18 protein-coding genes and 1 pseudogene are annotated in these 22,528 nt (G+C 45.7%); 3 read left to right on the forward strand and 16 right to left on the reverse strand.

The genetic code is table 11. The annotated features are described in order from the left end of the window. Window positions 1–23: 23 nt before the first annotated feature. The 5 genes from KSZ58_RS13215 to KSZ58_RS13235 form a co-directional block, all read right to left on the reverse strand. Complete coding sequence (locus tag KSZ58_RS13215) at window positions 24–1,184, reverse strand: DNA glycosylase AlkZ-like family protein (RefSeq protein WP_008817889.1); 1,161 nt, start codon at window positions 1,182–1,184, stop codon at window positions 24–26. A 35-nt stretch (window positions 1,185–1,219) separates the two neighbouring features. Further along, window positions 1,220–2,086: a YitT family protein gene (locus KSZ58_RS13220; protein WP_002609657.1), complete on the reverse strand. Its 867-nt coding sequence runs from the start codon at window positions 2,084–2,086 to the stop codon at window positions 1,220–1,222. A 74-nt stretch (window positions 2,087–2,160) separates the two neighbouring features. Further along, window positions 2,161–2,796 carry a hypothetical protein gene (locus KSZ58_RS13225; protein ID WP_008817890.1) on the reverse strand — a complete coding sequence of 212 codons (636 nt, stop codon included), beginning with the start codon at window positions 2,794–2,796 and terminating at the stop codon, window positions 2,161–2,163. After that, on the reverse strand, window positions 2,765–3,121 hold the full coding sequence (locus KSZ58_RS13230; protein WP_002609654.1) for a hypothetical protein: 357 nt from the start codon (window positions 3,119–3,121) through the stop codon (window positions 2,765–2,767). The genes KSZ58_RS13225 and KSZ58_RS13230 overlap by 32 nt, the downstream gene beginning before the upstream one ends. Beyond that, on the reverse strand, window positions 3,118–3,771 hold the full coding sequence (locus KSZ58_RS13235) for a DUF4004 family protein (RefSeq protein ID WP_217752779.1): 654 nt from the start codon (window positions 3,769–3,771) through the stop codon (window positions 3,118–3,120). The genes KSZ58_RS13230 and KSZ58_RS13235 overlap by 4 nt, the downstream gene beginning before the upstream one ends. 218 nt (window positions 3,772–3,989) lie before the next feature. On the opposite strand from KSZ58_RS13235, the gene KSZ58_RS13240 reads away from it, so the two are divergent. The 3 genes from KSZ58_RS13240 to KSZ58_RS13250 are packed head-to-tail and all read left to right on the forward strand — an operon-like array spanning window position 3,990 to window position 8,806. Further along, complete coding sequence (locus tag KSZ58_RS13240; RefSeq protein ID WP_008817892.1) at window positions 3,990–4,571, forward strand: TetR/AcrR family transcriptional regulator; 582 nt, start codon at window positions 3,990–3,992, stop codon at window positions 4,569–4,571. A 3-nt stretch (window positions 4,572–4,574) separates the two neighbouring features. After that, on the forward strand, window positions 4,575–7,505 hold the full coding sequence (locus KSZ58_RS13245; protein WP_008817893.1) for an acyl-CoA dehydratase activase-related protein: 2,931 nt from the start codon (window positions 4,575–4,577) through the stop codon (window positions 7,503–7,505). Window positions 7,506–7,507: 2 nt separating this feature from the next. Next, window positions 7,508–8,806, forward strand: coding sequence for a 2-hydroxyacyl-CoA dehydratase (locus tag KSZ58_RS13250; protein ID WP_002609645.1), 1,299 nt, complete (start codon window positions 7,508–7,510; stop codon window positions 8,804–8,806). 309 nt (window positions 8,807–9,115) lie between these two features. Here KSZ58_RS13250 and KSZ58_RS13255 read toward each other — a convergent pair whose 3' ends face one another. The 11 genes and pseudogenes from KSZ58_RS13255 to KSZ58_RS13300 all read right to left on the reverse strand — a co-directional run bounded on the left by KSZ58_RS13255 (window position 9,116) and on the right by KSZ58_RS13300 (window position 22,391). Further along, on the reverse strand, window positions 9,116–9,301 hold the full coding sequence (locus KSZ58_RS13255; RefSeq protein WP_002609643.1) for a hypothetical protein: 186 nt from the start codon (window positions 9,299–9,301) through the stop codon (window positions 9,116–9,118). Between the two features lie 216 nt (window positions 9,302–9,517). Next, window positions 9,518–9,793: a hypothetical protein gene (locus KSZ58_RS13260; protein WP_008817894.1), complete on the reverse strand. Its 276-nt coding sequence runs from the start codon at window positions 9,791–9,793 to the stop codon at window positions 9,518–9,520. After that, window positions 9,772–9,894, reverse strand: a pseudogene (locus tag KSZ58_RS23490) (helix-turn-helix transcriptional regulator); the annotation flags it as partial. The gene KSZ58_RS13260 and the pseudogene KSZ58_RS23490, both read right to left, overlap by 22 nt. 115 nt (window positions 9,895–10,009) lie before the next feature. After that, on the reverse strand, window positions 10,010–10,678 hold the full coding sequence (locus tag KSZ58_RS13270; RefSeq protein ID WP_009270844.1) for a uracil-DNA glycosylase: 669 nt from the start codon (window positions 10,676–10,678) through the stop codon (window positions 10,010–10,012). A 184-nt stretch (window positions 10,679–10,862) separates the two neighbouring features. Then, the gene (locus KSZ58_RS13275) at window positions 10,863–12,581 is read right to left on the reverse strand and encodes an EAL domain-containing protein (protein WP_009270845.1); all 1,719 of its coding nucleotides are present in this window, start codon (window positions 12,579–12,581) and stop codon (window positions 10,863–10,865) included. A 465-nt stretch (window positions 12,582–13,046) separates the two neighbouring features. Beyond that, window positions 13,047–13,967, reverse strand: coding sequence for an FUSC family protein (locus KSZ58_RS22755; RefSeq protein WP_224727313.1), 921 nt, complete (start codon window positions 13,965–13,967; stop codon window positions 13,047–13,049). Then, window positions 13,859–14,965 carry a hypothetical protein gene (locus KSZ58_RS22760; RefSeq protein ID WP_227761361.1) on the reverse strand — a complete coding sequence of 369 codons (1,107 nt, stop codon included), beginning with the start codon at window positions 14,963–14,965 and terminating at the stop codon, window positions 13,859–13,861. The genes KSZ58_RS22755 and KSZ58_RS22760 overlap by 109 nt, the downstream gene beginning before the upstream one ends. Before the next feature lie 345 nt (window positions 14,966–15,310). Continuing rightward, window positions 15,311–17,062 carry an ABC-F family ATP-binding cassette domain-containing protein gene (locus KSZ58_RS13285; protein ID WP_217752780.1) on the reverse strand — a complete coding sequence of 584 codons (1,752 nt, stop codon included), beginning with the start codon at window positions 17,060–17,062 and terminating at the stop codon, window positions 15,311–15,313. 161 nt (window positions 17,063–17,223) lie between these two features. Next, entirely contained in the window at window positions 17,224–18,138 is a 915-nt protein-coding gene (locus KSZ58_RS13290; RefSeq protein ID WP_009270848.1) for a site-specific integrase, read from the reverse strand. A gap of 452 nt (window positions 18,139–18,590) precedes the next feature. Next, window positions 18,591–19,919, reverse strand: a complete 1,329-nt coding sequence (locus KSZ58_RS13295; RefSeq protein ID WP_009270849.1) for an RsmF rRNA methyltransferase first C-terminal domain-containing protein — start codon at window positions 19,917–19,919, stop codon at window positions 18,591–18,593. A gap of 30 nt (window positions 19,920–19,949) precedes the next feature. Next, entirely contained in the window at window positions 19,950–22,391 is a 2,442-nt protein-coding gene (locus tag KSZ58_RS13300) for a hypothetical protein (protein WP_227761362.1), read from the reverse strand. Between the last annotated feature and the right edge of the window lie 137 nt (window positions 22,392–22,528).

Genomic DNA, 22,528 nt, shown 5'->3' on the forward strand with positions numbered 1-22,528 from the left:
CCACTGAAATGCGATACCGGATATCAAAGCCTGCTGATTTCAACCAGAATCCTCTGCCCGAGAAACTGTTCATATGCCTGTATCCAGATATGCAGACTCTTGGTGTCTATGTCTGTGAACAGTGTGATATGCAGCTCATTCACCGTTTTACGCTTCTTTGACCTCCAGATACCGCAAATCCTTCCACACTGAATCACAACACCGGGATTTTGCACTGTTTTCCATACCATGTGCTGTAATTTACAATCCTCCAGAAGCAAAGAGCGGTCCCAAAGGTCGAGAAAAGGATCATGTGGAGAAAGCAGTCGTACAGCTTCATCTGTCTGTTGCTTTTCATAGGTATCCTTGTTCCAGATCGAATACTCTCTTTCCTGATACCTCACAGAAACACGTTCATGCTCAGAAAGTGCCCATAGACGCCTTGCCTGCGGCAGCTCCATCCCTGTCCATTTCGCAAAGCCCTTTACATCGCCGGGGCCGTATGCATGGAGAAACCGGCAAACCAGTGCGCAGCACGCAGCATCACTGATACCGCCCGTTTTCGAAGCTGCGTTAGGAAAGGCTGCAAATGTAGGTGAGCCCTTCTGTCTGGGTCCAAAGGCGATTCCCCTTTGAAAGGAAGCCGGCCGCAGCAAAAAGGAAACAATCGCCTCTCCATACAGCTGCCCTTTCGCAAATGGAGAAGCAGACAGCCACAGAGAGTGCAGGGAGGCGGGAATGCGTTGAAGCATGGCAGCAGCCAGCACCTGATCCAGTCGCTGCTTGGACACAACCGGCTCCTTCTCCAGTACCTGCAGGCATTGCATCAGCTCCTGCAACAGCACCGAAAAAGGAACACCGATTTCTTTCTGACAACAGCGCAGCCCGTTTGTATAGATCCAGGACTCCCCTTCCTCTGCACAAAGTGCATCCAGATACACCGCTGCATCATGAAGCGGAAAAATCCACGGTGCACCACGCAGACTCCATGCCTGCATAATCCCCCTGCCCTCATCCAGTTCCTGCTGCAGCTGCCATGCACTGCATGAGCGCAGCCGGTTAAACGCCGCACACAGCCACGTACCGGGGGGACTGTTCTGAAACCCGCATACCCCCGCCGCTTCTGGTAAAGAATCTGCCGGAGTAACCAGATGATGTGCCTGAAAAAGATGGCTTCGTACCTCTTCCCTTGTGATGGTTCGCATAAGCAGCCTCCCTTCTAAAGAGAAAAAGCGATTATTTACAACCGCTTCTCAAAATTCCCACTGATGCTCATACCCTCGTTGAAGATGACAAAAGCCCTGGGATCAATCTTATAAATGATTTTCTTCAGCTGTGTTACCTCATATTTGGAGATGACCGTGACAAGAATATGCGTATCTGTCTTCGTATACGCTCCTGCCCCCTTCCAGTAGGTGACCCCCCTGCCCATTTCCTTCATAATACTTTCCTGTACTTCCTCCTCTTTGGTGAAAATCATCGCTGTCATATTGATATTCTGATAGTGCGTCTTATCGACAACAAGATACATACAGGCTGTATAGATAATGGAATAGATCGCCGTGGTTACATTAAACAGAATCGCACAGACACCGAATACCAGAACATTGATGATATTGGAAAGACGTCCAACGCTGAAATCTGAAAACTTCTTTGTGAAGTATACCCCCAGAATATCCAGTCCGCCACCGCTTCCGCCACTTCGAAGAGCCAAACCAATACCGAAGCCGCAAATCAAACCGCCAATCAGACAGGCCGCAAGCACATCGTCAAGAATCGGTGTGGAGGGTATCATAACGATCGTAAAGGCAACCGTCTGTGTCAGGACACAAAGCAGCGTCTTCACAAAAAACTTTCTGGAAATGCTGCGATATGCCAAGATAAATAAAGGCACATTCATTAAAAAGTTGATAATACCGGCGATATCCAGCTGACCGAAGTCCATATGGGCATACTGCGCCAGCACTGTACGGATAATCTGTGCCATACCAATCACCCCGCCACTGTACAAATCCAGCGGTACAATGAACAGGTTCAGGCCAACGGCAAACAGAAAACCGCCGATCACAACATACACATAGTCATACATAATTTTTTGCAATTTCATACTATCACCATCCCCTGCAATCGTAAGAATTATATCATAAAAGCCGGTAAGCGCAATCCCTACCGGCCGTTTTTCTATTTAACAATTTTTTCACAATCACCGTCAATACTGCCGATGCGGCAGGTACTGTCATATACCAGCTTGCCATCGCAGGTAATGTGATCAACACGGCAATGGCTGGACAGATGAATTTCGGTCGCACTGATGGAATGACAGGACATATTGCAGGCAGTCAGCTGACTGCACTCAATATTGCGCGCCGTATTTCTCTTTTCCGGCCGAAAGCCGAACAGACCATGGAAAATATGCTGACCATGACCATAGTTGATCCGGATATCATCACCGAACAGATCATTCAGGGAAGCACAGCCTTCAATACGGACCTTGTCAGCATTCACCTCTCCCTTATTGTTCAGGACACCCTCTACATAAATCTCATCGGCATACACCCGGATACCATCGCTCTTCACAACACCCTCGATATCCAGACGTCTTACACGAATATCCTTTTTACAGGTCATAACCCCCTGCACATCCATGGTGCCACCCTTTAAATCCCCGCTACACTTGCAGGTACCCTCGATGCTTAAAACCTCAAACTCCAAATCGCCGTTAATCGAGCCGACACCTTCAATATCAATACGGCCGTATTTACCGCCGGAAATCGATCCGATTCCCTCAATCGTTGTATTCATGTGATCTGTATTCATACCAGCGAACCCTCCTTGTACATAATAAACGCAGTCCGATTGCAATGCAGATAATCGCCATCCAGACAGGATATGTCAGCTTTACATCAATCCACGCATTGGCATCTGCCAGAAAGTAGCAGCCTGCCAGCACTGTAAATATATTATAGAAATGCAGGCCGTGATCCAGCATGCTGTAGAGTGCAGGCAGAATCAGCAGCATGGTCCACCAGCCGGGAAAGAATATGGTGAAGTCCCACCAGTCCAGCTGCGTTCCCAGATAGCCGATCCCGATGGCGACAAACACCAGTCCCCAGAGAATCCGTTTTACGCGATATGTCATCATGATCTCATCTCCTCTTCATCAAATGTAAACTGAAAGGTTTCCTTGTATTTCAGCTTAATCGCATTGCTTAATTCATTCAAGTGGATGGAACGTATTGCAACAAGGCCGTCATCCAGATAAACCTCACTGCCTTCCTTTTTCAACAGAACATACAGGTGTCCCTGCGCCTGCAATAGCTCCAAGACATAATCCGCACTGTGCAGTTCACTCATCCTTTTACTTAATAATGAAACGGCATGCGTACGTTCCTCCTCTGTAATTGCACTATCAACCATCGCCTGGGACAGGGCAATCATAACAAGCACCTCCAGAAATACGAAGCTGTCCTTGCTCATGGCATCCATGAAATCCGCTGCCACATCAATATCCAGCTCATCGAAATGCTCCAGATCCTCCTCACAGAACAGACGGTTACTGACCTCCGGTGTCAGAATCCGGGCAAGCTCCTCTAAAGAATAGCTGTCCTTCAGCTGCTGTATGGCATGAATGCGCTTGAGTATCTTCTCCTGGGGGAAATAGGTTTCCTGCCCTGTCGGACTGGAGCGCTTGACAAACCATTCCTCGGGAATCAGACCCTCCCGTTTCCACCGATACAGCTGGCCATACGAGATGCCGGTCGTCTTCAGTAGATCCTTCTTGGATATTTCCATTGTATCACCTCTAACGTAACATTGTTTTATTACACCTATATATTAACAAAACATTGTTACATTGTAAAGAAGAAATTTTAATTTCTATAGAAAACGGTTACACATTCAATAAGAACAATACTTTTATGAATTCTGTCTGAAAAAAGATGCAAATCTATTGACCGGCGGTCATTATAGGTATAAACTATAAAAATGTATAACTAAAGGAAGTGTTTTTTGTGGAAGAATCCGTAAGTAAACGATCACGCATTCAGGATGCTGCTGTCGCACTGTTTCATGAGCAGGGTGTGGAGGCAACCTCTGTCAATGAGATTGTCAGGCGTGCAAATGTCGCAAAAGGGACGTTCTATGTATATTATAAGGATAAGAAGGAATTGATTTCTCAAATTCTTACCAAGCAGCACGGCTGTCTGATGAACGATATCCTCAATCACTCCTATGAGGCTGCACTTGCTAACAGCACCTGCTGGAAGCGCACCTTTATCGACGAGCTGATCACCTATTATATTCAGCATCCGAAGCTGCTTCGTACGATTCAGAAAAACATTGCTTCTATATTGGATACAAAGGAACATCGGGATATGGTGTTTACCCATATCGAACGCATGCCGGATTTTCTGAAGCTGCTGAGACGGGAACAGGAAACAGAAAAGAAAGCACTCAATCGTTTTCTGATGATGATGGAAATCATCGGATTTGTCTGTTACAACGCTATTTTCTTCGAGCAGCCGGATTCCATAGAGGAGATTCTGCCTGAACTGCGGGAAACGATGTTCAAAATGCTTGAGAGAAAGGAGTAGCCTATGACATATAAACTGGGAATAGATGTAGGTTCCACAACCCTGAAGGCAGTGGTTCTCAACGATCAGGATGAGATTGTGTACAAGAGCTATGAGCGCCACAAATCCAAGGTACGGGAAATGAGTGTTTCCAAGCTGAAGGAATTGCATGAGCTGTTACAGGGACAGAGAATCGCACTTGCCATTACCGGCAGTGCGGGCCTGGGAATCGCAGATGATGCAGGTTTTCCTTTCGTACAGGAGGTATTCGCAACAGCCCAGGCTGTGCGTAAATATTATCCGGCAAGTGATGTTGTTATTGAGCTTGGCGGAGAGGATGCCAAAATCATCTTTTTACAGGGAACGCTGGAGGAGCGTATGAACTCCACCTGTGCCGGTGGTACCGGAGCGTTTATCGATCAGATGGCAACCCTGCTGGATGTCGATCTGGAAACGATGGATCAGCTGTCCCTGCAGCATACCACGCTGTATCCGATTGCATCACGCTGCGGTGTATTCGCAAAAAGCGATGTGCAGCCGCTGATCAATCAGGGCTGTGAAAAATCAAACCTTGCGGCAAGTATCTTTCAGGCGGTCGTCGATCAGAGTATCGCCGGACTGGCACAGGGAAGAAATATCGAAGGAAACGTATTGTTTCTGGGAGGTCCCCTGCATTTTCTAAAGGGGTTGCAGGAGCGCTTTAAGGAAACACTGAAGCTCCGTGATCAGGAAGCGAATTTCCCGGAGCTCGCCCCTTATTTTGTAGCACTGGGAAGTGCCGTCTATGCGGCAAATGAGGCTGTGGATTTCTCCTATGAGGAGCTGCTTGAAAAAATGGAGGCTATGGCTGCCAAAAAGATACAGACGCAAGGTCTTCCCCCACTCTTTGAAAGTGATGAGGATTATGAGGAATTCAAAAAGCGCCATACCAGTGCCAGTGTGGAGCGCAGTGATATCCACACCTACAGGGGCAATGCCTATCTGGGCATCGATGCCGGCAGTACCACAACCAAGCTGGTGCTGATCGATGAACAATGCCGCATTTTATATGAAAGCTATGCCGGGAATATGGGAAATCCCGTGGATGTTGTACAGAAGGAGCTCGCAAAGCTCTATGCCCTGATGGAGGACCGCATTCACATCATACACAGTGCGGTAACGGGCTATGGGGAGGAGCTGATGAAGCATGCCTTCCATCTGGATATCGGTGTTGTGGAGACGATTGCCCATTACCATGCGGCCCACTACTTCAACCCGCAGGTAGACTTCATCATCGATATCGGCGGTCAGGATATGAAATGCTTCCGGATTCGTGATCATACGATTGATGATATCCTATTGAACGAAGCCTGCTCCAGCGGCTGCGGAAGCTTCATTGAAACCTTCGCAAAAAGCATGGGCTATGATATTGAGGAATTCGCCCGCATGGGGTTATCCGGAAAGCATCCGGTGGACCTTGGAACACGCTGTACGGTCTTTATGAATTCCAGTGTCAAGCAGGCACAGAAAAACGGAGCCAGCATGGAGGATATCTCTGCCGGCTTATGTATGAGTGTCGTAAAAAATGCATTGTATAAGGTCATACGTGCCAAAAGTCCGGATGATATCGGAAAGCAGATCGTCGTACAGGGAGGAACCTTCCTGAATGATACGGTGCTGCGAAGCTTTGAGCTGGAGCTTGGAAGAAACGTCATTCGTCCAAGTATTTCCCATCTGATGGGGGCATATGGAGCCGCATTGATTGCGAAGGAGAAAAAAGCCACTGCATCCTCTCTACTGAAAAAGGAAGATATTGACAGCTTTACGCACAGCTCAAAGGCCTTTCATTGTGCTCTTTGCACCAATCACTGCAATCTGACCGTAAACACCTTTGCGGACGGGGCAAAGCATATCGCCGGCAACAAGTGTGAGCGTCCGGTGACCGGAAAGGTCAATAAGGAAAAGCTGCCGAATCTGTATGATTATAAATATGATGAGCTGCTGAAGCTGAAGGGGGTACCCGGCATCCGGGGAAAAATCGGGATTCCGCTTGTTTTGAATCTGTATGACAACCTTCCCTTCTGGCATTCCTTCTTTACCAATCTTGGCTATGAGGTCATCTTGAGCGATCGTTCCAGCAAGGCACTGTATTCCCTTGGACAGCATACGATTCCAAGCGATACGATCTGTTATCCTGCCAAGCTGGTGCACGGTCATATTCAGTCGCTCATCGATAAGGGCCTGCAGACGATTTTCTATCCATGCATGACCTACAACGTCAATGAGGACATGGGAGACAATCATTTCAACTGCCCGGTCGTTGCCTATTATCCGGAGGTTGTGGAAGGAAATATGAATCTGGAACATGTAAAGTTTCTGTATCCCTACGTATATCTTGAGGATAAGCGTATCTTCGATCAAAAAATGTTTGAATATTTCAAAGCCCGGCAGATGGATATTCCGTTCAAGGATGTTCAGGCTGCCAGCAATCACGCCTATTTCGCCTATCAGCAGTTTAAGGACCGCGTGCAGGAGGAAGGACGCAATGCCATAGCGTTCGCTCGACGCAATCACCGTGATGTCATAGTGCTTGCCGGACGTCCATACCATGTCGATCCGCAGATCAATCATGGAATTCACAGACTGCTGAACAATTTGGGATTCGTCGTAATCAGTGAGGACAGTATCGCTAAACAGGCCGTGCTGCCAAGTGTTCACGTTTTAAATCAGTGGACCTTTCACTCCCGTATGTACAATGCCGCACAGTATGTGGCACAGCAGGAGCATATGGAGCTGATTCAGCTGGTAAGCTTCGGATGCGGAATCGATGCGATTACCGCAGATGAGGTTAAGGATATTCTTCGAAGCAATGGAAAGCTGTATACACAGATTAAAATCGATGAAGTTGACAACCTCGGTGCGGTGAAGATTCGCTGCCGCTCACTGCAGGCTGCCATGGAAGAAAGGGAGGGATGAGTATGTCACATGTAGAATTCACGAAGGAAATGAAAAAAACACATACGATCCTTGTACCGATGATGCTGCCGATTCATTTTCAGTTCCTGCGCAATATTTTGTGCAAGGAAGGTTATCGTGTGGAAATCCTGAAAACAGAGGGACAGCAGATCATTGATGAAGGCTTAAAGAATGTGCACAATGATACCTGCTACCCCGCCCTGCTTGTAATCGGTCAGATGATCGATGCATTGAAAAGCGGAAAATACGATACCGCACACATTGCGCTGGCAATCACCCAGACAGGAGGCGGATGCCGGGCTTCCAACTACATCCATCTTCTGCGCAAGGCACTGGTTCAGGCCGGATTTGAGCATGTTCCGGTTATTTCTGTCAATTTTTCCCAGCTGGAAAAGAACAGCGGCTTCAAGCTGACTCCTAAGATGCTGCTGAGATTATTATATGCATTTTTATACGGAGATATGCTGATGTGGATCAAAAATCAGTGCAAGCCGTATGAATTGGAAAAGGGCAGTACAGATGCACTGGTAACCACATGGATCGATACGATCACCGCGCAGTTTGATTCCCTGTCCTATATGCGAATGAAGCATAATTATCAGGAAATGCTGCATGATTTTGCGGCTCTGCCGAGAAGCCAGAAGCCGAAAATTCAGGTGGGAATCGTCGGTGAGATTTATATGAAGTATGCCCCTTTGGGCAATAACGAGCTGGAGGACTTCCTGATTCGTGAGGGCTGTGAGCCCGTTGTCAGCGGTGTTCTTGACTTTGGTCTTTACTGCCTTGAAAACTCGCTGATCGATCACGCGTACTACGGGCGTAATAAAAAGAGCTACCGCTTCATTCAGATGGCGGATAAGCTGATTCAGAATATGCAGAAAAAAGCCATTACGGCAATACAGAAGCAGGGAACCTTCCGTGCACCGGATACCTTTCAGGAGGTTATCGAAAACAGCGAAGGAATCATCAACCGCGGGACCAAGATGGGAGAGGGATGGCTGCTCACCAGTGAAATGGTCACTCTGATCAAAAACGGTGTGCATAATATCGTCTGCTGTCAGCCGTTTGGCTGTCTTCCCAACCATATCGTTGCCAAGGGTATGACCAGAAAAATCAAGGATAAATATCCGATGGCAAATATTGTTGCAGTGGATTATGATCCAAGCGCAACAAAGGTCAATCAGGAAAACCGATTGAAGCTGATGCTGAGCAATGCACGGTTAAGCGAACGCTTTGCGAAGGAGGATGAGGAGGCCCTTGCAAGTGAGCGACAGCGCAAGCTTGCCAGCTCCCGTTCATAAGCAAAAACAGTCCTGTATCTGAATTACTCAAATACAGGATTTTTTTTACATCGAATGCTCTGCAGTTTTGTAAAGGTGCTCCTTTCGTTTTTGAAGCTAATACAGCATGTAAGCCACTGTTCACCGGTTGTATACTTATCTATATGCCATAGATGATGGGTATTCTCGACCTTGTGAATATCGATACAGCTCCTACATTTATAATCGAAAGTAAAAATAACATGCTCTTTTTACCGGGAATGCTCCTCTTTTGATAATATAATCGACACGATTCCACATAGGATTCCTCCGATTGGAAATACAATCCAGCTAACATTCCAAATATTCCAGATAAAGCTGATAAGCAGCTGCACAAACCATCATGATACAGCCGCACCACTTACCAATCAGCTCATCGTCTTTTTCTGCCATCTGCGCATAAGCAGTTGTTCGCTCATAGGTTTCTTTTCGCATACCGTAATATACAAGAAGCAGTATGGCAATTGTCACAAGCATGATATTCAGGTAGCTTCATTTCCAACAGCTGTTCAATGACGATACTGAATCATATAATCCCAATGGAAGCCACAACAATACTATTAAATTTCCTATGAAAGCCATCCAGCTCATATGCAGTATAGATATCCTGAGGAATTTGCGGATATCTACGCTTGAATGCGGTATCCTTCATACCGAAGAAGACACGAATAAGGATTCCAATAATTGCGAAAATCAGAAATACAATAGCATGTCTTCATTATCCATAGAAGGCTTCAAAAAGCAATAGGCACAAATCCCCGCAAGAATACAACCGATTCCAACGGTGATTCCTTTCGTTTTTGTCAGCTCATGGGTCTCATAAGTATCACGACTCACACCGGAATTCTCTTTCATATCCCCTTTCAGTAAATCATCCAGCGTACAGTGGAACAGCTCACAAATCAGCATCAGCTTATCCAGCTCAGGATAGGCACTTCCATTTTCCTGCTCTGCGCGCCTTTGGTGCACTTACTAACCGCCTGTCTTGATACATTCAGCTTATCCGCGAGCTCTTCCTGTAAATAGCCATACTGCTTCCTTGCCTCTCTCAAATTTTCTTCAAATTTCAATTTAATCACCTCGTCATCATTGTATAAAAACAGGCTGGCTTACACCACCAACCCGTATTAGCGCTTTGTATTATTTTGTCAACCAATGGTAGCATTCCCCTGTTTTAAGAGATTTTCAGTCAATCTGCCAGTCAATCGGCTGCTGTCCATGCTCTTGTAAAAAGGCGTTCGTCTTTGAGAAATGACGACATCCGAAAAAGCCATAATCTGCACTGAACGGACTTGGATGTGGACAGCTTAGGATCAGATGAGCAGGATTTGTTATCAGTGTGCTCTTTTCCTTTGCATTCCTTCCCCATAACAGAAATACGATAGGCTTTTCACGCTCATTCAGCTTGCGAATGATCTCATCCGTTAAAATCTCCCATCCTTTGCCACGATGGGAATTTGCCTGCCCTCTACGTACTGTTAGAACAGTATTGAGCAGAAGCACGCCTTCCTTCGTCCATTTTGTAAGCTCTCCATGAGGCGGAATACTGCATCCCAGATCATCATGCAGCTCCTGATAGATATTTACAAGAGACGGCGGAGGATTTACTCCTTTTTTCACAGAGAAGCACAGACCATGTGCCTGTCCCGGACCATGATATGGGTCTTGCCCTAAAATAACAACCTTTACATCCTGATATGCTGTATAACGCAATGCATTGAAGATATCATACATACCCGGATAAATTGTCTGCGTTTTATATTCTCTTGCCAGAAAAACGCGCAGTTTCTGATAATACTCCTTCTGAAATTCATCCTTTAACAGCTCGTCCCAGTCATTTCCAATTTGTACCATGTTATCACCTAGTTGTATTCTACCGCATTCCCATGTAAAAGAAAACCGTTTCTGCAGGAAAACATTACAGAAAGCGGTTTTTGTATCACTATTTACAGCTATTGTAAGTAACTGTAAACATGAAACAGAAGTGTCTTGATAACTCCGAGTATCTGTCACTCACACATTTAATATTATATTCTTTTTATCTAAGATATTTCTCAGCAAATTCAGTTGCTGCTATCGCACGACTGACCAGAAACCCCTGCCCGATATCACAGCGCAGCATCCTCAGGTCAGCGTATTGCTCCCTGGTTTCAATCCCCTCACAAATTACCTGCATACCGATGCTGTGAGCCATTTCAATGATTTTCCAGAATATTGTCATCTGGCGGCGGTCCGTATTGATTCCATTCAGCATCCCTTTATCCAGCTTCAGTATATCCGCATCCACCTGACTCAGCATACCGATACCGGCATATCCTGTTCCAAAATCATCGATAGCAATCTGAAAACCGGCATCATGTATATCCTTCATAAATACCTGAAGGTCATTTGCATTATCTGTAAATGCAGATTCTGTCAGTTCAAAAACAAGCTTTTCATGAGGTATTGCATAGGAATCCACAATTTCACAAAACCTTCGTAGATATTGGCGCTCTTTTATATGCAAACGGGACTGATTTATGGAAATCGGCAGCAGCTCTTTCCCTTCATCGAGGCATGTCCGCATAAATTTACATAGCTTATGTAATACATAGAAATCAAAGCCAGATATCACGCCGTGCTTTTCAAATAGCGGGATGAATTCATCCGGAGATACACAGCTGCCATCCTTTAAAAACCAGCGGGACAGAGCTTCACCGGATACAACGCTCCCGTCACTTATCAGAAACTGCGGCTGTATGAACAACTGGAAGGTATCCTCCTGTATAGCTTTTACTGCTTCCTCAAGCAGCTCACTTCTGCGGTTTTTCTGTTCCAGCATCCAATCCTCAAAATAAACAAAATCACTGACCCGGCTATTTCGTTCCACATACTGCATTGCCAGTACTGCTTTATCCAGCATAGACTTTATACTTTCCCCACAGGCATCCTGAATCAGATAAACACCACCGATATATTGCAACGTATGCTTTAGACAGGACACGATAGGTTCGTCCAGCAGATGTTTGCGGATACAGTGCAGACGGTTATAAAAATCATCTATGCTTGTAAACCGTAAAAGTGCCGCAAAGGTATCCTTTTCGATACGCGCACACAGCTCGTCCTTCTGACAGAAGGATTGCAGGTTGCGGGCAATGCTTTTCAGTACATCATCACCAAATGCATAGCCGTGAATCTGATTGATAAAACGAAAGTCACTGATGCCAAATTTGAAAAGCGCATATTGCTGGTTTGTATGCTGTAGCAGCTCTCTTGCCGCTTCCACGAACCCCTCCAGATTAAAAATCTGCGTCAGTGCATCACAGTGCTGATTATATACAGGCAGCTTCGCTGCATTATGATGAATTCCCGGATTTTCACGCTCTGTAGCGTCATCGGAAAGGGATTGATGTATGTGGCGGATTTTCCATCCCCCTGCTTCCATCTCCCATACCAGAGAGACCTTCAATCTACACAGCAGGCCTGAGCCGAGTGCATGCTGTATACAGGTAAAAGCTACGACTGCAATATCCTGTTTTTGATATATGATTTCACAATAGACATCCTGAAGATGAACCATCTCCCCATAGATAATGGAAACCTCCTGTAAAGCACGCTCCACTTCCTGCATACCATGACATAAAGCTGACCGGTGTTCTCCCATCATGGATATTTCATTAGAAAGATATTCTTTTAAAAGCTCGAAATCATGCTCCTCAAAATAAAGACGGATCAGCTCAATGCTCAGCTTCTCCAGCTTCGCCTGTTTTCGTGACATACATATCATCCCTTCATTCCCCATTGAATTCTATTAATATTATCTTTTTAGTACAACCCCGTAAACAAAAACCAGACATATACCGTTAGACGGCATATGTCCGATAATTCTTTTGCTTATTTAAAATTTTATGTAACCCTTTTTACAATCCTATTGTAATCTATTTTTGTACTTATTTCAATATCTTGTAAGATTTATTATCACGCGGATATCACAGATTTCTACAGGATGCATATTGAGAATTTCACAATATACGAAAAGTGAGAACATATAAGCTTAGCAGCCTGAAGCACCTCTGACGAAAACAATCATAGAAATCAATAATCTGTATGCGAAAGCAGGAGTCTAGAATTCAATAATGATTAGGAAAATCAGATTGTTTTTTTGGACACGCTTTGTATACACAAGCTGTCCATCTCTGCTTCACTGCCCAAATGCAAAGCATAAGAAGCTTGTATTCTTCTCTTAAAGCTGTCTGGATAAGCAAATACTGCTGATATCCGATGCATGCCGATAATATCGCTGCATGAGCTGAAAGAGTTCATTGTCAGATACGTCCTCAGTAAGAAATTCCCTTTTCTCCTTTTGAACAGTCTTTCCCACCTCACAGCTTTGAATCATTGTATCGCACATATGAATAAATTGCTCTACTGACTGCTCCTGGTCCTCTGTTAAGGTATCATGCTGCACGGTAAAAATCATCTGCTCCATCTCCACACTCATATGCCAGAATGCAGACAGCAAATGGCGATAAAGCTCGATATTCTCACTGCTGCCTTGCAGGTACTCCAGTATCTGGTCATACACCATATGAAAGCTGGTTAATGCATCCATAATGATACCGTAATCCAGCGGTGCATGCAGACTACCCTGCAGAATACGCAGATAGGAATGCTGCATATGAAACATCCGCTTCATGTTTGCTTGAAATAATCCGCTGCGACTGGTAGGAAAAAAGAACCGGTTGACGATCAATACAAGCAGAATTGCCACAGCTACATAGGTAAGGCGCATCTCAATCGCGATTGTTTCCTGCATGGCAAGCGAAGTCAGTGTGATGGCAAAGCAGGTAGAGAACATCGCCTGAATCCAGGTGCCCGGTGTTGCACAATACATCAGCGATACGACAATGCTGGCAAATAGAAAGTGTCCTGCAACGCCGGGAAAATGCGGAAGTACCAGATAAATAACCGTACAGCCGAAGACTGTTCCGATGAATCTGGTTTTCAGACGATAGGCGCTTTCCTCATACATGGGCTGCAGCAGCAGAAATGCATTCAGCACCAGCCAGTAGGAATGATCCAGCTTCGACAAACGGGCGAATAGAAATCCGCAGAGCAGAACCAGAGAAAGACGGCTTGCAAAACGAAATTCAAAGCTGTCCATACGCAGCCGATTACGCAGCTTTCGTTCCTCCGGCAGCTTCCATTCCCGATGGACTGCTTCTTTTTTGTTATCCTGCAAATCCTTGAGAATCTGTAAAAAGAGCTGCAAAAAGTTATGCAGAAACAGGGAAACGGCATCCTGCTTTTTTCGGCAGGCAGTAAACAGCTTCTGCCCTTCCTCCAGCAGCATTGAATTATCCGTACAGTTAAATTCTCGACATGCTTCAGGAACTGCATACATCTTTGTAAAAGCACCTGCTGCTGTTCACTGCATACAGGGATATTATCCATATTTTCCAGGAAATAACTGCTTCGCTGCAGAAGTAATGCAAACAGGTAACGCAGCCTTCCCTCCTTCGTCGCGATATAGGTGAAGCCGCGGCTCTGGTATGCCTGCTTATAAAGCAATCTCTGAATATTCACCAGCTCTTCCTTTCGCTGCTGATCTGTTTTCTGTTTGAGATAGGCATCCATCTGTTCCTGTAAAAGCGCTATCCCTTTTCTGGCCAGTGCATAATCATCCTCTCTGCGATGTCCATAGGAGGACAGCAGCAGACAGCATACTGCAAAACCAAGAGAACAAGCCATTACCAGCAGATAGGTCATGAAATCTGTATAGGGTATCGGCCGCAGCTGCAAAAAGACAAACCCCATGGCACTTGCCATATATCCCTTTTGATTAAACTGCGAGGATTGCAGAAAGACAAGAAGAAAGGGTACTGCGATATTCAGCAGCACACAGGCAAGCAAGGAATGCGACGCCAGAAATGCCAGTATGCTCAATGCCATCTGTACAAAAAACATGATACATAATCTGCGCGGTGTCTGCTTCCTCTTTCTGCGTATTTTATAGAGCAGGGTCACAAAGGATACAACGATCACATACTGTACACCGAATAAAACAAGAATTGCATAAAATAAAAACAAAAAGAAAAGAATGTCCGGCAGGGCATCCAGGATTTTTCTCTTAGCTGTCTGGTATAACACATCCGGTTTCAAAGATAAACCACTTCCTTTTAAGAGCCTTATTATACCATAATATGAAGGATACGTAAAATGTATACGGACTCGTAATTGTCGTCCCGTATGCAGTTTTCCAAAGTCCTATACCAATCATGCTAAGCAATAAGCAGCAATGCTTCCTATTGCAAACTCCCTTTTATTTTGAAATGTGCTGTTGTAATGGCTGATAGCACATAAAGCAATGTAACCTTCCTGATTTGAAAACCGGCGGATAGCATAAATGACATATGATACTTACGTAATTTTCCATTTGAAGCCGAATTTTCTGTTTCAACAAAAAAAGCCGACAATACTGTCAGCTTTTCTGTATCCGTGGTTTTATTATTTTCCCTTCGCGTTTTCAATTTCCTGCTTTTTATCCTCCAGAAACATCCAGCGCTCCATTTTCTCTTCTATGCTTTGTTCCAGAATATCGCGTTGATCTGCCAGCTCCTGTATTTTCTTGAAGTCATCTCCGGCAGCATTCATTTCCATGTCCAAATGCTCCAGCTGTTCCTGCAAAGCTGCTATATCCTCTTCCATATGCTCCAGCTCCTGCTTTTCCTTACTGCTCATACGAAGCTGCTGCTGTGAAACCCGATCGACTTTTTTCTTTTCCTTCTTCTCTTTTGCTGTTCCCAGCTCCATATAGGCACTGTATCCGCCGATAAATTGCTGTACATTTCCGTTTTGAAATACAAACAGCTTATCGCATATACGATCCAGAAAATAGCGGTCATGGGATACCACAATGACTGCACCGTTAAAATTATCCAGGTAGTCCTCAAGTATCTGCAGGGTCTGGATATCCAAATCGTTGGTAGGCTCATCCAGGAAAAGAATATTCGGTGCCTGCATCAGTATTTTCAATAAATACAGACGGCGGCGTTCCCCTCCGGATAATCTGCCGATAGGAGTATGCTGCATTCTGGAATCAAACAGAAACCGTTCCAGCATCTGTGATGCACTGTAGGTTCCCTCCAGTGTACGGATCTCATTACCGCTGTCCCGGATATAGTCAATCACCTTTTGTGACATATCCATTTCCTCGCAGCCCTGACGAAAGTACGCAAGCTTAACTGTTTCACCAAGCACGACGCTTCCCTGATCCGGTTCTATATCCTTTGCCAGTACATGAAGCAGTGTACTTTTGCCGCAGCCGTTTGGTCCCAGAATACCGATACGATCATTTCTAGTAAGCGTATAGCTCAGATTCTGAAACAATACATGACTCCCATATGCCTTGGAAATCGCATCAATCTCTATCGTTTTCCTGCCAAGACGCGAAGTTATCGTATCCAGCACAACCTGTCCCTGTTCTTTTACAGATTCCATATCATTCAGCTTATGAAATCGTTCGATACGCTCTCTGCTCTTCGTTCCCCTCGCCTGTACGCCCGCACGCATCCATGCCAGCTCCTTGCGAAGAATGCTTTGACGTTTCTTCTCCTGTGCCGCCTGTATGCTTTCTCTCTCTGCCTTTTCCTGCAGATAGGTGGAATAGTTTGCATGATAGGTATACATACTGCCGCGGTCAATTTCCATCATGGTATTGCATACACGCTCAAGAAAATAACGGTCATGCGTCACCATGATCAATGCATGTGCATAGCGGATCAGATAGGCTTCCAGCCATTCGATCATCTCATTATCCAGATGGTTGGTAGGCTCATCCAGAATCAGCAGATCACAGGGCTTCAGCAGCGCTCTTGCAAGGGCAACCCGCTTTCTCTGTCCTCCGCTCAAATGGGATATATTCAAAGAGCTGTCTGAAATCCCCAGCTTTCCCAAGATTGATTTTGCTTCGAATTCCTGTATTTCCTTATCCATAGACAGTATCTGATGAAGAATGGTATCGTCTTCATCAAAGACAGGGTCCTGTGGCAGATAGGATACACGCAATCCGCTTTTTTTCGTGATAGATCCTTCCTCATAGGTTTCCAGACCTGCCAACATACGCAGCAGTGTTGTTTTCCCTGTTCCGTTTACCCCGATCAATGCAATTTTATCCCGGTCCTCGATGGCAAAGCTTACATCGTTGACAATTTCTTTTATGTTCTGGCGTTTGCTCAGATGCTCTACTGATATCAGCATATTCTCACCACTTTCCTGCCTTATTTTATCACATCCGTCAAAAATAAAAAAGGTGAAGTCCCTATCGTATGTAATTTGTTTTATAGTCGTCAAACTAGGCCCACTGACATATAAAAACAGGAAGCAAACAGTACCTGCTCATTTCCTGTCGTGTGCATCTATCAATCCGCATCCTGCAGCACCTTCACATATTTATAAAAGGTGGCCTTTTTCAGTGAGGTCCTTCTGCGATAGGTCTCCAGCGGGATATGGTTCTTCTGACAGTATTCCACCTGTTCCCGGAAATCCTCCGGCAGGCTTGCACGCGGTCTTCCATAGCTCCCCGCTCCCTCTTTCTTCTTTTCCAGCGCCTTCACGATTCCCTCGTACAGCTCCTCATTCATCGGTACCTTGCGCACTCTGCTGGATTTTGTGGTCTGATAGACAAGTGGACAGCTGACCGTTCCATCTTCGTTATAGGTCATCACGCGATTCAGCGATTCATCCACCTCGATCAATCGCCTGGACAGACAGATATCCTCGATCCGCAGTGCACTCACCTCTCCGATGCGAAGACCCGCATGGATAGCGATCAGCACCGTCAGCAGGGAATTTTCCTTATATACAGGCGTGATGGCAGCTGTCAGACGCTTCTGTTCCTGCACGCTCAATACGCGGACCTCCTTCTTCGCTTCCTTTGGATATTCCACACAGCGGCAGGGATCATAGGAAACGATACCCAGCTGGATCACCCGCTTGAAGGAGAGCTTCAGGACCATGATGTGCTCCTTCAGTGTTTTGACACCCAGACCGCCCTTTCCATCCAGTCTGCCGTTCTCATGCTTGATATTCACATAGGCCTGGAGGATGGGTTCTGTAATCTCATTCAGCGGATAATCATCGAGCAGAGGGCAGATATGACTGTAGATATAGCTGCGGAAGCTGGCATAGGTGTTCGGCTTTGCGTTCAGCTTCACAAAATGCTCGAGGAAATAGAGCAGCCACTCCTCAAGAGAGGGCATATGATCAAAGGGATCCTCACTGCGGCCATAGCGCAGGATATCCTCTGAAGCGAGAACACGTTTCTTGTTCAACATAGATAAGACTCCTTTCACAAAAAAATTCCAGTACCGGATGCGCACACAAAAGGACAGAGGAAAACAAGGTCCGCTGAAAAAGAGTGTGAAGCAGAAAGTATTGGAATCAACGTTGAAAACCATAAAAAGGGAAATCCTACAAAAAATTGCGGAATTCTCCACAAATTCCTACAAAAGCATTTACAAACTGTGACGCAGGTGTTATAAATATGAGTGTAGAAATCATTACATGGACTTACAGTAAGGTACTGTAGGACAACACGTCAGCGACTGAAGAAGGTCGTTTTTTTGTACCTGTTTTGACACTGTCGTTCCCTTTGCCTCTACATATTATCACATTTAAAGAATAGTGGAGATACGAAAAATACCCCTAAAAAAGGGGTTTGAATAACTTTTAGACAAAAAAAGACGCTGTTTGCGCCTAAACTCATGGTATCTGATGCAATTCTGCTTCAGTGAATCCGCAGTCCCTTGGGATACTTGTTTTTTAAAACCATGCCATCCCCCTTGGCAAAGCCGAGCGCATATCCTTTCCACAGCATCTGCGTGTAACCCTTATACCCTGCTATTGGCAGCTGCTGCCCCTGCAAAAAGCTGAGACATTGCGCATCATCCATCTCATAACACTGTTTCATGCCCGCTCCGTAAGCATTGGAAACATAGAAATGCTGATGCGGCTCCAGACGATTTTTCACGACTTCACCAATCTGACAGCCCTGTCGAAGAATACGAATGTCCTTCAGCTTTAAAAATGGCTGTTGCATGGCATATATACGACCGCTATTTTCATATAGAAAGGCAGGCTGCTCCTGCAATGACTGCCTTATAAACTGTGTAGCAAACACCGGAATCACAGCCGGTTTTTCTTCCCGTTTTCGACTCTCTGCCTGCACGCCATGCTTTCTGAATTTTGCCACAAAATGCCCTTCTCCCTGATCCATAGGAAAAATTCTTCGCAGCTTTTCCGTATCCAAATCCAGATAGGGCAGACCACGCCGTCCAAACGTAACCCCGCAGTCCACAAGTTCCATATCCGGATGCTGCTTCATGAATGCATATACCACCTGTTCATTTTCCTCCATGGAATACGTACAGGTTGAATACACGAGCGTGCCATCCTCCTTTAATGCGGCATAGGCACTATCCAGAATGTGCAGCTGCCGCTGTGCACAGGCAAGCACATGCTCCTCACTCCAGTCATCCATTGCCTTGGAATGCTTTTTAAACATGCCTTCCCCGCTGCATGGGGCATCCACCAGCACCCGGTCAAACCAGCCACTCATTTCCTTTGCGATTTGCTGCGGACGGGTGTTCGTAATCATGCATCGCGAAAAGCCGAGGCGTTCCATATTCGATAACAGAATCTGTGCCCGCCTGCTTTCAATTTCATTACTGACAAGAAAACCACGATCCTGCAGCTTAGCAGCGATCTGCGTGCTTTTTCCACCGGGTGCCGCACACATATCCAGCACCCAGTCATTCCGCTGTACATCCAGAACCTCAACAGCACTGGCGGCACTTGGCTCCTGCATATAGAACAGACCTGCCAGATGCGCAGGATGATTGCCAAGCCCCTTTATATCCTTTGGTATATAAAAGGACTCCGGACAGATGGAGGATGGTTGGCTGGCACATACCTTCAAGTCGTGAAACTGATCGACAGACAGCTTTGCCGTATTCACGCGAAGCCCGCGATAAGCGTCCTCATCCAGCGTTTTCAGATATTCCTCATATTCCTCCTGCAGATATCCCTGCATACGTTTTAAAAATTGTTCGTTCATAATCTTCCTCACTTATTCCAGCATATTTTATCATATATTTCCGTTTTTCTCATCACAAAACAGCTCTTCAACTATGCATGTTCTTTTCACAAGCTGGTGTGTGATCAGAGTAAGCAGGAGCAGATAGCCTTCGGACACAAGCAGCGGAAGAAACAGTGACAGCAAAATCGTGACCGCTGCCGACAGCTTCATATAGATCATCAGGACGAACACGGATACTACCAGCGTTGCCATCAGGCAGCCTGCGACTGTATGCCTGCGAACCAGGGCAAGGATATGCTGCACATAACATCCCTTCAGTGTGTACATGTTCTCTCCAAACATATAGTAAATGCTCATTTCCTTTCTGCCATCCTCCATAATCGATTGCAGCAGATGCACCAGCAGGGCGATGGAAAGCAGCATGGCAGCACCACCACTGATAAATAGCAGAAAGCTCATTTTTTTGAGATCGACAACGAAAAACTGCAGCAGGCGGGAACGGCTGAAAAACGCGGAATAGGTTGGATGCTGCCGCAGATACTGCAATGCTTTCCGCATGTCCGTTTCCTTTTCTGAATGGAAATAAACACTTTGTATCATGGTATTGGGCTGCATGCAGTCTGCCACTGCCTCCTTGTTCATCAAAATACTTCCCTCATTCTTGAGATAATCCTCCATATAATCCCAGGTAATCGGAAACAGAAAGCCCTTGATTTTCACTGTTTTCTTCATCAGCGTGCTGTCATCCGGTGCTGTATCGATAGCATAGGCCTGCACCTCAATTGTTTTACCGATCCAGTTTTTTATAAAGCTGGTATAATCGGCCTCCCGCATATCCCAGGAAGGGAGTGCATCATCGCGATATCCTTCCAGATAGCGGGAGCGATATCCCAGACGCAGCGCCATGGAAAAGTCCAGCAGGACCTCATCCTCCTTAACCATGGACTGATTCTTCCCATCATTATCCAGATGCAGCTGTTCTCCGTCATAGAAATAATAGGCATTGGCATAGGGAATCGGATACAGATTCCCTACCTCATAGGAGCGCAGTGTCAGCTTGTCAATGAAGCGCTTTGAGGATGGAACAAAGGTCTGTTGCTGCTGATTGCTGTGTTCCTTATGGAAGCCGGGATATACGTATAGCGAACCGCTGTTCAAACTGGAGGAGCCGGTTGTGCTTCCGGCATATCCGCCCATATTTAATGAAAGATTACTGTTGGGCTGATCCTCTGCTATGATTCCGGTTACGGTGAGTGGAAATCCATACCAGCTTACAGCCTGATACAGATAAAATTCCGGCGGCTGTACACCGTATTGAGAAGAAAACAAATTCAGGGCTGTCTGATATGTAATTGCGGTTTCATAAATATTGCCGGGGTAATGACCATAGATTTTTTTCAAGCCTGCCCTTTCCACAGTATCCATTTCAATGATTGTATAGCTGTCCGCAGAGGTCAGATAGGAGGACTTTATGGCGATATTGCTGTCTACAGGAACATAACCGGCAAACACATCGCCCTTTAATTCCTTTTTCAGGGTTTGTACATCCGCATCCTGCATCGGTACATATTTTTTTTCATAAATTTCTCCACTGCTTCCGGTGGCATGCTTTTCTATAGCGATGCTGGTCAGATCGTTCTGCTTCAGATACAGCATCTCAATCTCTGTAACATCCAGTGTTGTTGAAAACACAGCTGTGGATACAAGAATCAGAGATGTCAGAATCAAAAGCATCAGCAGCAGATATTTCAGACGGAAGCGGTGATGCAGTCGGGTCTGCATCCGCTTTACGATCCGTGGCTGCAGCTGAAACTGTGTTTTCGAGACTGGCTGCTGCGGATATGCACTTCCCTGTCCGCAGGAATCTGATATGACATACCCGGCTTCGAATTCAATGATGCGATCACTCCATGGATAGCTGTTTTCATCCTGTACTACCATTACCAGAAGACCAGCGCTCAGCTTTTTCAGCAGCGGAAACATCCTTCCCCATTCCCTTGTGGAAAACGGAGAGCTCGGCGGATAAACAACAAGCACACGGGGGTGGCGCAGCAGGATGCGTAAAAGCACCATTCGGATATGATCGTCAAAGTCCAGATCCTCTATCCAGGTCTCTTTTTTGCCATACAGCCCCCACTGCCTCAGCAGATTATCCAGCTCCTGTTCATCTTCATCATAACTCATGCGGATATTATCCAGCACAGAGCGCTGCTCCAGCAGCTGAAAATCGCAGAATAAAGACGCAGTGCATATGCTGCGATAACGGCACTGCTCCTGCGGTGTAAAGTATTCCATGACTTCTTCCCCATAAACCATGGAACCGCTGCAAGGCTTATGCAGACCAGCAAGCAGTCTTGCGAGCTGCAGCATCAGCGATTCGTCATCTCCGTGGATGCTGATAAAGCCGGTATCGGGAAAGTGAAAAGACACATCCTCCATGCGATGTGTTTTCTCAGTGTTTTCCAGTGTGATACGGTTCAGTTTCAGCATGACATCCATCCTTTTCCTTAGGTATACCGTATCTGCAGGGAAATGTCAATTTTCGTTCCTGCATTGTAAGAAAATGTTTATGAAATCAGAGACAGCCTCTTATATTCGTATATGTGTTTCAGGATATCCCTTTCTGA

This window comes from Erysipelatoclostridium sp. DFI.2.3 (assembly GCF_019132535.1).
Lineage (GTDB): Bacteria > Bacillota_I > Bacilli_A > Erysipelotrichales > Erysipelotrichaceae > Clostridium_AQ > Clostridium_AQ innocuum.